This is a genomic window from Vibrio sp. T20, from assembly GCF_007858795.1.
GTDB classification, from domain to species: Bacteria; Pseudomonadota; Gammaproteobacteria; order Enterobacterales; family Vibrionaceae; genus Vibrio; species Vibrio satsumensis.
This window is the reverse complement of the sequence record NZ_VFEB01000219.1, coordinates 1-13,175: the sequence shown is the minus strand read 5'-3', so window position 1 is coordinate 13,175 and position 13,175 is coordinate 1. Positions and strand designations below refer to the sequence as shown.

At 45.0% G+C, this 13,175-nt stretch carries 9 protein-coding genes; 1 reads left to right on the top strand and 8 read right to left on the bottom strand.

The window, feature by feature from the left end:
* The first annotated feature begins 62 nt into the window (after positions 1-62).
* Positions 63-560, top strand: a complete 498-nt coding sequence (locus FTW16_RS21520) for an Rsd/AlgQ family anti-sigma factor (protein WP_048605474.1) — start codon at positions 63-65, stop codon at positions 558-560.
* A gap of 344 nt (positions 561-904) precedes the next feature.
* Here the strand turns inward: FTW16_RS21520 and rpoC are convergent, their stop codons facing one another.
* From rpoC to secE, 8 genes are all read right to left on the bottom strand, one after another.
* Positions 905-5,107, bottom strand: a complete 4,203-nt coding sequence (rpoC, locus tag FTW16_RS21515; protein ID WP_017060527.1) for a DNA-directed RNA polymerase subunit beta' — start codon at positions 5,105-5,107, stop codon at positions 905-907.
* Between the two features lie 91 nt (positions 5,108-5,198).
* Positions 5,199-9,227, bottom strand: a complete 4,029-nt coding sequence (gene rpoB / locus FTW16_RS21510) for a DNA-directed RNA polymerase subunit beta (RefSeq protein ID WP_017060526.1) — start codon at positions 9,225-9,227, stop codon at positions 5,199-5,201.
* Between the two features lie 235 nt (positions 9,228-9,462).
* Positions 9,463-9,831 carry a 50S ribosomal protein L7/L12 gene (gene rplL / locus FTW16_RS21505; protein ID WP_017631516.1) on the bottom strand — a complete coding sequence of 123 codons (369 nt, stop codon included), beginning with the start codon at positions 9,829-9,831 and terminating at the stop codon, positions 9,463-9,465.
* A 57-nt stretch (positions 9,832-9,888) separates the two neighbouring features.
* Positions 9,889-10,383, bottom strand: a complete 495-nt coding sequence (gene rplJ, locus FTW16_RS21500; protein ID WP_010435550.1) for a 50S ribosomal protein L10 — start codon at positions 10,381-10,383, stop codon at positions 9,889-9,891.
* A 250-nt stretch (positions 10,384-10,633) separates the two neighbouring features.
* Positions 10,634-11,338: a 50S ribosomal protein L1 gene (rplA, locus tag FTW16_RS21495; RefSeq protein WP_048659214.1), complete on the bottom strand. Its 705-nt coding sequence runs from the start codon at positions 11,336-11,338 to the stop codon at positions 10,634-10,636.
* 4 nt (positions 11,339-11,342) lie between these two features.
* Complete coding sequence (rplK, locus tag FTW16_RS21490; RefSeq protein ID WP_010435555.1) at positions 11,343-11,771, bottom strand: 50S ribosomal protein L11; 429 nt, start codon at positions 11,769-11,771, stop codon at positions 11,343-11,345.
* Between the two features lie 213 nt (positions 11,772-11,984).
* On the bottom strand, positions 11,985-12,533 hold the full coding sequence (nusG, locus tag FTW16_RS21485) for a transcription termination/antitermination protein NusG (protein ID WP_010435556.1): 549 nt from the start codon (positions 12,531-12,533) through the stop codon (positions 11,985-11,987).
* Between the two features lie 13 nt (positions 12,534-12,546).
* Positions 12,547-12,924, bottom strand: a complete 378-nt coding sequence (gene secE / locus FTW16_RS21480) for a preprotein translocase subunit SecE (protein WP_010435558.1) — start codon at positions 12,922-12,924, stop codon at positions 12,547-12,549.
* Between the last annotated feature and the right edge of the window lie 251 nt (positions 12,925-13,175).

Here is a 13,175-nt window from a genome sequence, read left to right as displayed (position 1 = left end):
AATAAAACGGACCCTGCTTAGGCAATTACTTGATCACAAGGTTGTGATCAGATCATGAGGACATGGTCATGCTAAATAAATTCAAACAAATACAAGAACAATGGGGTGGCTCTAATGAGGTCATCGATCATTGGCTCGAAACTCGACAGTCTCTAATCGTTGAGTATTGTAAGCTTGCCGCTCTACAGCCTTCATCGTCGAAAGCAACTGCAATCACCGAACTGCCTTCTCCAGAAGAGCTCCAAAAATTCAGCCAACATCTTGTTGATTACATCTCCGAAGGTCATTTCAAAATCTATGACATGGTGATGGACAAATGGCAGTCTACTGGCTTCAAAGCAACAGACGAAATCAACCAATCTTATGGTCATATCGTTCTTACCACAGATCCACTGCTCAACTTCACCGATAAATACGCTGCCATTGAAGCGACCGATACATTAGAAAGCTTTGATAGTGAGCTGTCACTCGTTGGTGAGATTCTTGAGGCGAGGTTTGCGGTTGAAGACCAGCTGATACAACAAATTGCCGACAGTCTAGCGGTTCCACCAGGGGCGTAATGGCTTAACACCTTCTAAGCTTGCCTCAGTGCAAGCTTTTTGTTTTGTCTGTAGCGTTACCTAAAACATCCAACTCTTCTACCAGAGCCTATTGATTCGTCCCTACTCTGATATTTTGCGACAACCAGACGTAACACTTGTCACCAGTTTCATCCTCATGATCTCCCTGCAAACACCCAAAAATGCCTTCGAGAAAGTACTCGCGACTAAGTCCACCAGCTAAGAAAGCAATCAAACCTATCTGATTCTGAACGATAGGCCTCTCGTTAAACACCTATGCGCCAGATACAAAAAAGGCACCCGAAGGTGCCTTTTTCTTATCTCTTAGAGACTACTCGTAGAGCTTACTCTTCTGAAGAGAAACCAGCGTTTAGAAGTGCTGCTAGATTGTCAGTAGCTTGTTCAGCTGAAGGACCTTCTTGCTCTTCTTCACGTTGCTTTTGACGCTCTTGGTGGTATGCGAAACCAGTACCAGCTGGGATCAGACGACCAACAATTACGTTCTCTTTCAGACCGCGAAGGTCATCACGCTTACCAGAAACCGCAGCTTCTGTTAGTACGCGAGTCGTTTCTTGGAACGATGCAGCTGAGATGAATGACTCAGTTGCAAGAGATGCTTTAGTAATACCTAGTAGGTCACGTTCGAAACGTACTAGTTCTTTACCTTCAGCTTCTAGCTTACGGTTAGCAATCTTAACATTGTGGTACTCAACTTGTTCGCCAGGTAGGAACGGAGAGTCACCAGAATGAGTGATTGTACACTTACGTAGCATTTGACGAACGATAGTCTCGATGTGCTTATCGTTAATCTTTACGCCTTGTAAGCGGTAAACTTCTTGAACTTCGTTCGCGATGTACTGAGTTACTGCGTGGATACCACGTAGACGCAGAATATCGTGTGGAGTTTCAGGACCGTCGGCGATTACATCACCACGTTCAATCTTCTCACCTTCGAACACGTTCAATTGACGATGCTTAGGAATCATCTCTTCGTAAGCGTCACCGCCTTCACGAGTGATTACTAGACGACGCTTACCTTTCGTTTCTTTACCGAAAGACACAGTACCTGTGTGCTCAGCAAGGATCGCAGGCTCTTTAGGCTTACGAGCTTCGAATAGGTCAGCTACGCGTGGTAGACCACCGGTGATATCTTTGTTTCCGCTCGATTTTTGAGGGATACGAGATAGTGTGTCACCGATGCCAACTTCAGCGCCATCTTCGATGTTTACAATCGCTTTGCCAGGTAGGAAGTAGTGAGCTGGCATATCAGTACCAGGGATCATTACGTCGTTACCTTGCTCATCAACAAGTTTGATAGCTGGACGCATATCTTTACCTGCTGCTGGGCGAGCTGCTGCGTCTGTAACTTCACTTGAAGAAAGACCAGTTAGATCGTCAGTTTGACGAGAAACTGTAATACCATCGATCATATCTACGAATTGGATACGACCTGCCACTTCAGTGATGATTGGCATGGTATGCGCTTCCCAGTTAGCTACAACTTCACCAGCAGTAACTGCTGCGTTGTCGCCTTTGGTTAGCATCGAACCGTAAGGAAGTTTGTGCTTCTCTTTAGTACGGCCGAATTCATCAATAATCGTCATCTCAGATGCACGAGAAGTGATAACCAGTTTCTTATCTTTGTTAACTACGAACTTAGCATTGTGAAGTTTCACAGTACCAGTTGTCTTAGCTTGGATGCTGTTCTCTGCTGCTGCAGTAGATGCCGCACCACCGATGTGGAACGTACGCATCGTTAGCTGTGTACCCGGTTCACCGATAGATTGTGCAGCAATAACACCAACTGCTTCACCTTGGTTCACTAGGTGACCACGTGCTAGGTCACGACCGTAACACTGTGCACAACAACCGAAGTCTGCATCACAGGTAACTACAGAGCGCACTTTCATGCTATCTACTGAGTTATCTTCCATGATTTGACACCACTTCTCATCAATCAGAGTATTACGTGGAATCAGTACATCTTCAGTACCAGGCTTAAGAACGTCTTCAGCTACTACACGACCAAGAGCAAGCTCAGAAAGTGCAACTTTAACGTCACCACCTTCGATGTGAGGCATCATGTCGATACCTTCATGCGTGCCACAGTCATGTTCGTGTACTACAACGTCTTGAGCAACGTCTACTAGACGACGAGTTAAGTAACCCGAGTTTGCTGTTTTCAGTGCTGTATCCGCAAGACCCTTACGAGCACCGTGCGTTGAGATAAAGTACTGAAGGACGTTTAGACCTTCTTTAAAGTTCGCTGTGATCGGCGTTTCGATGATTGAACCATCTGGACGCGCCATCAGACCACGCATACCTGCTAGCTGACGAATCTGAGCTGCAGAACCACGTGCGCCCGAGTCGGCCATCATGTAGATGCTGTTGAACGATTCTTGCTGTTCTTCTTCGCCGTCACGGTTGATAACTGTTTCAGAAGATAGGTTATCCATCATTGCTTTCGCAACGCGGTCATTCGTAGATGCCCAGATATCGATAACTTTGTTGTAACGCTCACCCGCAGTAACAAGACCAGATTGGAATTGCTCTTGGATTTCGCGAACTTCTTCTTCAGCAGATTCAATTTCATCGTATTTCGCTTGAGGTACAACCATATCGTCGATACCTACAGAAACACCAGAAAGTGCAGCGTATGCAAAACCTGCGTACATGATTTGGTCAGCAAATACTACTGTATCTTTTAGACCAAGCTTACGGTAACACTCGTTAAGAAGAGTAGAGATCTGCTTCTTACCTAACTTTTGGTTAACGATGCTGTACGGTAGGCCAGCTGGAACGATTTGCCATAGCATTGCACGGCCGACAGTTGTATCAACCATCTTCGTTTCAGTAGTGCTGTTACCATCTTCGTCTACTACAGTCTCGGTGATACGTACTTTAACGCGAGCGTGTAGCTCAGCAGTCTTAGTACGGTATGCCTTTTCAGCCTCAGCAGGGCCAGCAAGGTACATACCTTCGCCTTTCACGTTGATCTTGTCACGTGTCATGTAGTAAAGACCCAATACAACGTCCTGAGAAGGTACGATGATCGGATCACCTGACGCTGGCGACAGAATGTTATTCGTCGACATCATCAGTGTACGTGCTTCAAGCTGTGCTTCTAGAGTTAGAGGCACGTGCACCGCCATTTGGTCACCATCGAAGTCGGCATTGTATGCCGCACACACTAGTGGGTGAAGCTGAATCGCTTTACCTTCGATTAGTACTGGTTCAAACGCTTGGATACCTAGACGGTGAAGTGTAGGTGCACGGTTAAGTAGTACTGGGTGTTCACGGATGACTTCGTCTAGGATATCCCAAACGATAGCTTCTTCGCGCTCTACCATCTTCTTAGCAGCTTTGATTGTCGTAGCCATGCCACGAGTTTCTAGCTTGCTGTAGATGAACGGCTTAAATAGCTCAAGTGCCATCTTCTTAGGAAGACCACACTGATGTAGACGAAGGTATGGACCTACTGTGATTACAGAACGGCCAGAGTAGTCTACACGTTTACCTAGAAGGTTCTGACGGAAACGACCTTGTTTACCCTTGATCATATCAGCAAGAGATTTCAGAGGACGCTTGTTAGAACCAGTGATAGCACGACCACGACGACCGTTATCTAGAAGTGCATCAACAGACTCTTGCAGCATACGCTTTTCGTTACGTACGATGATATCCGGAGCAGCTAGCTCTAGAAGACGCTTCAAACGGTTGTTACGGTTGATCACACGACGGTAAAGGTCGTTCAGATCTGAAGTCGCAAAACGACCGCCATCTAGTGGTACTAGAGGACGTAGATCTGGCGGCAGAACCGGAAGTACAGTCAGAATCATCCATTGCGGATCGTTACCCGATGCAATGAACGCTTCAACTAGCTTCAGGCGCTTAGTAACTTTTTTACGCTTAGTTTCTGAGTTAGTTGTTTCTAACTCTTCGCGCATTTCTTCCACTTCTTGATGAAGGTCCATTGTTGCAAGCAGATCTTTGATCGCTTCAGCACCCATCTTAGCAGTGAATTCGTCACCCCACTCTTCTAGACGATCCAGATACTCTTCTTCAGTAAGCATCTGAGATTTTTCTAGATCAGTCATACCTGGTTCAGTTACTACGTACATCTCGAAGTAAAGAACACGTTCGATATCACGTAGAGGGATATCCATTAGTAGACCGATACGAGACGGTAGTGATTTTAGGAACCAGATGTGAGCAACTGGTGAAGCTAGCTCGATGTGGCCCATACGGTCACGACGAACTTTAGTTTGTGTAACTTCAACGCCACACTTCTCACAGATAACACCACGGTGCTTCAGGCGCTTGTATTTGCCACAAAGACATTCGTAGTCTTTAACTGGACCAAAAATACGTGCACAGAACAGACCATCACGTTCAGGTTTGAACGTACGATAGTTAATTGTTTCCGGCTTTTTAACTTCACCAAAAGACCATGAACGGATCATGTCTGGTGAAGATAGACCGATTTTGATTGCATCAAATTCTTCGGTCTTATGCTGTGCTTTTAGAAAGTTTAATAAGTCTTTCACATTCAGCTCCTGTAAGGAGTTAAAGGAGCTCACTGCTGTAGCAAGCTCCCTTTTACCAAATAATCCTATCTTCTTTTAAAAAGAGGAGGGATTACTCTTCGTCTTCTAGCTCGATGTTGATACCTAGCGAGCGAATCTCTTTCAACAGTACGTTGAACGACTCAGGCATACCAGGTTCCATGCTATGGTTACCGTCTACGATGTTCTTATACATCTTAGTACGGCCGTTAACGTCATCTGACTTAACTGTTAGCATTTCTTGTAGAGTATATGCAGCACCGTATGCTTCTAGTGCCCATACTTCCATCTCACCGAAACGCTGACCACCGAACTGAGCTTTACCACCAAGTGGTTGCTGAGTTACTAGGCTGTAAGAACCAGTTGAACGAGCATGCATCTTGTCATCAACCAAGTGGTTCAGTTTCAGCATGTACATGTAACCAACAGTTACAGGACGCTCAAACGAATCACCAGTACGACCATCAAACAGTTTAAGCTGACCAGATTCTGGCAGATCACCCAGTTTAAGTAGTTCTTTGATTAGAGACTCAGAAGCACCGTCGAACACAGGAGTAGCAATCGGTAGACCGCCACGTAGGTTCTTGATCAGTGTACGAACTTGATCATCAGACAGTTCAGCAATATCAACTTTCTGACGAGTATCACCAAGATCGTAAACCTTCTGTAGGAACTCACGGAACTTATGCAGTTCTTGTTGTTCCTTAACCATTTGGTTGATCTTGTCACCGATACCTTTCGCAGCCAAACCTAAGTGAACTTCTAGGATCTGACCGATGTTCATACGCGATGGTACACCCAGCGGGTTAAGTACGATGTCTACAGGCTGACCTTTCTCATCGTATGGCATGTCTTCAACAGGGTTAATCTTAGAGATTACACCTTTGTTACCGTGACGACCGGCCATCTTATCACCAGGTTGGATACGACGTTTAACCGCTAGGTAAACTTTAACAATCTTAAGAACGCCAGGCGCTAGATCATCACCTTGAGTGATTTTACGACGCTTAGTTTCAAACTTCTTATCGAAGTCTGCTTTTAGCTCATCCCACTGCTCAGCAAGTTGCTCAAGCTGTGTTTGTAGCGCATCGTCTTCTAGAACTTGCTCTAGCCATTGCTTACGACCGATAGTATCAAGCTTAGCTTCAGAGTAACCACCAGACAGAAGTACAGCTTTAACACGGTTAAGAAGGCCACCCTCAAGAATTTGGAACTCTTCAGTTAGGTCTTTCTTAGCTTCTTTAAGCTGCATCTGTTCGATTTCAAGTGCACGCTTGTCTTTCTCTACGCCATCGCGAGTGAAGACTTGTACATCGATGATAGTACCCGAAACAGAGTTTGGTACACGTAGAGAAGTATCTTTAACATCAGATGCTTTCTCACCGAAGATAGCACGTAGTAGCTTCTCTTCAGGAGTCAGTTGAGTTTCACCTTTAGGGGTTACTTTACCAACTAGGATGTCGCCACCCTTAACTTCAGCACCAATGTAAACGATACCTGACTCGTCTAGTTTAGACAGAGCAGACTCACCTACGTTTGGAATATCAGCTGTGATCTCTTCAGAACCCAGCTTAGTATCACGAGCCACACAAGATAGTTCTTGGATGTGGATTGTCGTGAAACGGTCTTCTTGAACTACGCGCTCAGATACTAAGATCGAGTCTTCGAAGTTGTAACCGTTCCAAGGCATGAATGCGATACGCATGTTTTGGCCAAGAGCTAGTTCACCAAGGTCTGTTGAAGGACCATCAGCAAGAACATCGCCGCGTGCAACTGGTTCACCAGGAAGTACAGTTGGACGTTGGTTAATACATGTGTTTTGGTTCGAACGCGTGTACTTAGTTAGGTTGTAGATATCGATACCAGCTTCGCCAGGTACCAATTCATCTTCGTTAACCTTAACTACGATACGAGAAGCGTCTACAGACTGAACTTGACCACCACGTTTAGCAACCGCTGTAACACCAGAGTCAACTGCGATGTTACGTTCGATACCTGTACCTACTAGAGGCTTATCAGCCTTAAGTGTTGGTACAGCTTGACGTTGCATGTTGGCACCCATCAATGCACGGTTCGCATCATCGTGTTCTAGGAACGGGATAAGCGAAGCAGCGATAGATACTACTTGGTTTGTCGCAACGTCCATGTAGTCAACGTGATCGCGTGGGTGAAGACCAGATTCACCTTTTTGACGAGCTGTGATTAGCTCATCTGCAAACGTACCTTCTTCAGTAAGAATGGTGTTTGCTTGCGCGATTACGAATTGACCTTCCTGGATTGCAGACAGGTAATCAACTTCTTCTGTTACTACACCATCTACTACACGACGGTACGGAGTTTCTAGGAAACCGTAATCGTTACAACGTGCAAACGCAGATAGCGAGTTAATTAGACCGATGTTTGGACCTTCAGGCGTTTCGATCGGACATAGACGACCGTAGTGAGTTACGTGAACGTCACGTACTTCGAAGCCTGCGCGCTCACGAGTAAGACCACCAGGACCTAAAGCAGAGATACGACGTTTGTGCGTAACTTCTGACAATGGGTTGTTTTGGTCCATGAACTGTGAAAGCTGTGAAGAGCCAAAGAATTCTTTAACTGCAGCAGAGATCGGCTTAGCGTTGATAAGATCTTGAGGCATGATTGCATCAAGGTCACCAAGGCTTAGGCGCTCTTTAACGGCACGTTCTACACGAACTAGACCAACACGGAATTGGTTTTCTGCCATTTCACCTACAGAACGGATACGACGGTTGCCAAGGTGGTCGATATCGTCCACTTCACCAATACCGTTACGGATACCAATCAGTTTCTTCATCACTTCGATGATGTCTGATTCATCCAGAGTACCGCGCTCTTCTTCTTCTTCACGCTCGATAGAGCTGTTGAACTTCATACGGCCTACAGTTGATAGGTCGTAACGTTCTTCAGAGAAGAATAGGCTTTCGAATAGAGACTCTGCAGCTTCTTTCGTTGGTGGCTCGCCAGGACGCATCATGCGGTAGATTTCTACCAATGCAGAGATGCGATCTACTGTGCTATCTGCACGTAGAGTGTCTGACATGAATGGACCGTGATCTAGGTCATTCGTGAACAGAGTTTGTAGAGCCTTGTGACCTGCTTGAGACAGGTTAGCAAGTGCTTCTAGGCTAATCTCTTGGTTCGCGCCAACGATGATCTCGCCAGTTGCTTCATTGATGTAATCTTTAGATGCAACTTTACCAACGATGTACTCTACTGGTACTTCGATGTGCTCAACGCCATCTTTTTCAAGTTGACGGATATGACGAGCAGTAACACGACGACCAGTCTCAACGTAAGTTTTGCCGTTTGCTTCGATGTCGAATGACGCAGTTTCACCACGTAGACGATCAGGAACCAACTCCATAAGAAGAGTTTGGTCTTTCACTTCGAAGTTCACTTTGTCGAAGAACAGATCTAGGATCTCTTCAGTCGATTTACCAAGTGCACGAAGAATGATCGATGCTGGTAGCTTACGACGACGGTCGATACGTACGAATAAGTTATCCTTAGGATCGAACTCAAAGTCTAACCATGAGCCACGGTAAGGAATTACACGTGCGTTATAAAGAACTTTACCTGATGAGTGGGTCTTACCCTTATCACTGTCGAAGAACACGCCTGGGCTTCGGTGCAGCTGGGATACGATAACCCTCTCGGTACCATTAATTACGAAAGTACCATTGTCTGTCATAAGCGGAATTTCGCCCATGTAGACTTCTTGTTCTTTAATGTCTTTTACAGTACCTGCTGGTGCATCTCGATCAAAGATAACTAGACGTAGTTTTACGCGTAGTGGCTTTGAGTAAGTAACACCGCGGATTTGACATTCTTTAACGTCAAAAACTGGCTCACCAAGACGGTAGCTAACGTATTGCAGCTCAGAATTGCCGTTGTAGCTCTGAATTGGGAATACAGAACGGAAAGCAGCTTCAAGACCGTATTGACCTTCTGGATCCTGTTCGATGAATTTGTCGAAAGAATCAAGCTGGATCGATAACAGGTATGGAATGTCCAAAACTTGTGGACGAGTACCAAAATCCTTACGGATGCGCTTTTTCTCGGTATAAGAGTAAACCATGGGGTTCCTCAGCTCGCTGATAAGTGACCCAAACCACCCAAAACACTCTTCAAGAGGGGGCGGTGACAAACAGCTGTTTACTGTAGTGAACAATCATTTCGAAAAAATGACTGTTTTTTTGCTCGGATTATGACGGTTAAACAGCGGAAAATTCGTCATAGCCCTACAGCGCAAAAAGGCCGGTGGTTAATAAACCACCAGCCATTAGCCTTGCGGCTAAGAAATTAAGTAATAATTACTTGATTTCAACAGAAGCGCCAGCTTCTTCTAGCTGTGCTTTAAGAGCTTCAGCTTCAGCTTTGTCAACGCCTTCTTTAAGCGCTGCAGGAGCTGAGTCTACAAGACCTTTAGCTTCTTTAAGACCTAGGCCAGTTGCGCCACGTACAGCTTTGATAACTTGTACTTTGTTAGCGCCAGCAGCAGTTAGGATAACGTCGAATTCAGTTTGCTCAGCAGCAGCGTCGCCGCCAGCTGCGCCACCAGCTACAACAGCAGCAGCTGCAGTAACGCCGAATTTCTCTTCCATAGCTTCGATAAGCTCAACAACTTGCATTACAGACATTTCTGCAACTGCGTCTAGGATTTGCTCGTTAGTAATAGACATAACAATTCTCTTTTAAGTCAACAATAAGTTTAAATAGCAACCAGTGAAAAGCAAGGCTTATGCCGCAGCTTCTTCTTTTTGGTCGCGAACAGCAGCGATAGTACGAACCAGCTTGCCAGCAGAAGCTTCTTTCATGCACATCATTAGGCGTGCGATAGCTTCGTCGTAAGTTGGTAGTGTCGCTAGTACTTCAGCATCAGTAACTGCGCCTTCAAATGCAGCAGCTTTGATCTCGAAATCTTTATTCTCTTTAGCGAAGTCTTTGAAAAGACGCGCTGCAGCACCTGGGTGCTCATTAGAGAATGCGATCAGAGTTGGACCAGTGAAAGTGTCTACTAGACACTCGTAGTCTGTACCCTGAACCGCACGGCGTGCTAGTGTGTTACGAACAACTTTCATGTAAACACCCGCTTCGCGAGCTTGTTTACGTAGAGAAGTCATTGCGCCAACTTCAACGCCACGAGAATCAGCTACAACTGCAGAAAGTGCACCACTGGCAGCTTCGTTGACTTCAGCAACAATTGCTTTTTTGTCTTGAAGATTTAAAGCCATTTGGATTAACCTCTGGTTGTGATTACAGCACTCAATACAAAATGTAATGAGCGTTTACGATGTTATTTAAAAATGAATAAATTCACTTCAAACCACAACATCGCCTACGTAGGTTTTATTAAGCTATCAATAATCTAATGAAAATCGACAGCGCCTACGGTCTTGGGATAGATGATTTCAAATTGCTTCAAAACCACCCAACCACAAATATTAGGCGCAGAAGTATACACTAAATCTGCGCCTAAGCAAATTAGTTTGCTTGAGTGTCAAGACTAGCTTGATCAACAGCAACACCAGCACCCATAGTAGTAGAGATGCTTACTTTCTTCAGGTAAGTACCCTTAGCTGAAGAAGGCTTAGCTTTCTTAAGAGCAACTAGAAGAGCTTCTAGGTTCTCTTGAAGCTGGTTAGCTTCGAAAGATGCTTTACCGATAGTAGTGTGGATGATGCCGTTCTTGTCGTTACGGTAACGAACCTGACCAGCTTTAGCGTTCTTAACCGCTTCAGCAACGTTAGGAGTTACAGTACCAACTTTAGGGTTTGGCATAAGGCCGCGTGGACCTAGGATTGTACCTAGTTGACCAACAACACGCATTGCATCTGGAGAAGCAACAACAACGTCGAAGTTCATTTCGCCTTTTTTCACTTGCTCAGCAAGATCTTCCATACCAACGATATCTGCGCCAGCTGCTTTAGCTGCTTCTGCGTTTGCACCTTGAGTGAACACAGCAACGCGGATGTCACGGCCAGTACCGTGAGGTAGCACAGTTGCGCCACGAACGTTTTGGTCAGATTTACGAGCATCGATGCCTAGGTTAACAGCAACATCTACAGACTCAACGAATTTAGCAGTTGCTAGTTCTTTAAGAAGAGCAACAGCTTCGTTGATTTCGTATTCTTTAGTCGCGTCAACTTTGTCGCGGATTACGCGCATACGCTTAGTAAGTTTAGCCATGATCTTATCCCTCTACCACTAGGCCCATTGAACGAGCAGTACCAGCAATAGAACGCTTCATTGCTTCGATGTCAGCACCAGTCATATCAGCAGCTTTAGTTTCTGCGATTTCCTGAACTTGAGCGTCAGTTACAGTACCAACTTTCTCAGTGTTTGGACGACCTGAACCAGACTTAACGCCAGCAGCTTTCTTAAGAAGAACAGCAGCAGGTGGAGTCTTAGTTACGAACGTGAAAGAACGGTCGTTGTAAACAGTAATAACTACTGGAGTAGGTAGACCTTTCTCAACAGATTCTGTTTTTGCGTTGAACGCTTTACAGAATTCCATGATGTTCACGCCGTGTTGACCTAGAGCAGGACCAACCGGTGGACTTGGGTTTGCCATACCAGCTGCAACTTGCAGTTTGATATAAGCTTCAACTTTCTTAGCCATGATATTTCCTAATATTTTGGGTACATACGCTAGCCGCAAGGCGAGCTCCCCATAAATTCAATTAACTCTTTTTCGCTTCAACAGAAGCAAAAAGGCGCGAAATTATAATCATAATTCGCGCCTTTAACAACCCTAAAAAGGTGATTTTTTATACTCTTTTATTTTGAACAACTTATGAAGTATTTATCCACAGCTTGCTCAAAGGTCAGAGTTTTAGTCCAGTTTTTCAACCTGACCAAATTCAAGCTCAACCGGTGTTGCACGACCAAAGATCGATACAGATACCTTAATGCGGCTTTTCTCGTAATCTACTTCTTCAACAGTACCGTTAAAGTCAGCAAATGGACCATCGTTCACACGAACCACTTCACCCGCTTCGAACATTGTCTTAGGACGTGGAGACTCGCTCGCTTTCTCTAGACGGTTCAAGATAGCATCAGCTTCTTTATCAGTGATTGGTGCAGGACGATCAGAGGTACCACCAATGAAGCCCATAACACGCGGAATGCTGCGTACTAAGTGCCATGATTCATCATTCATGATCATTTGAACTAATACGTAGCCAGGGAAGAATTTACGTTCACTTTTACGACGTTGCCCAGCACGCATTTCCACTACTTCTTCAGTAGGTACTAGCACATCGCCAAATAGTTCTTCCATGTTGTGCATTTTAATATGCTCGCGTAGCGACTGTGCAACACGACCTTCAAAGCCAGAAAAGGCTTGAACTACATACCAACGTTTTTTTGGAGCTTCACTCATGAATCAGAACCCTCTACACTCCAGTTGCTAGAGAAACTAGACGGACCATGATGCCGTCAATTCCCCAAAGCACTAGAGACATAACAATACATACAGCTAAAACGATCAATGTAGTTTGCATAGTTTCTTGGCGAGTAGGCCAAACAACTTTACGAATCTCCATACGAGATTCTTTTGCAAAATCGATCGCAGCTTTACCTTTAGTTGTTGTTGCTGCAACGCCTAGTGCGGCAGCAATCAGCACAACTACACCTGCAGCGCGAATTACAACAGACAATTCACCATACAGGTAATTACCCACAACAGCAGCAGCCAACAGAACAAAAGCGACAATCCACTTCATTGTATCTGCTGCACCTGAGCTATCAGGAGTTTCAGCGTTTGCTTTCATAAAACCAACCTGTGATAAGTCTTAAATATAGACGACAATAACCCCGCTGTTGCAGGGCACATTCCTTTGCGTTGCAAAACAACACATCTAACAGTCATTTTAGTCAAAAAGACCGTTTAATTCTTTGCTAAGAGCAAAAATCGATGTCAAAACATCCAACTCTTTTTTTAGCGCAGAAAAAGGGCATCAAATGATGCCCTTTTTACTAGTGGTTCGTCAAATCTTATGCAAAGATTTTAGCTACAACACCA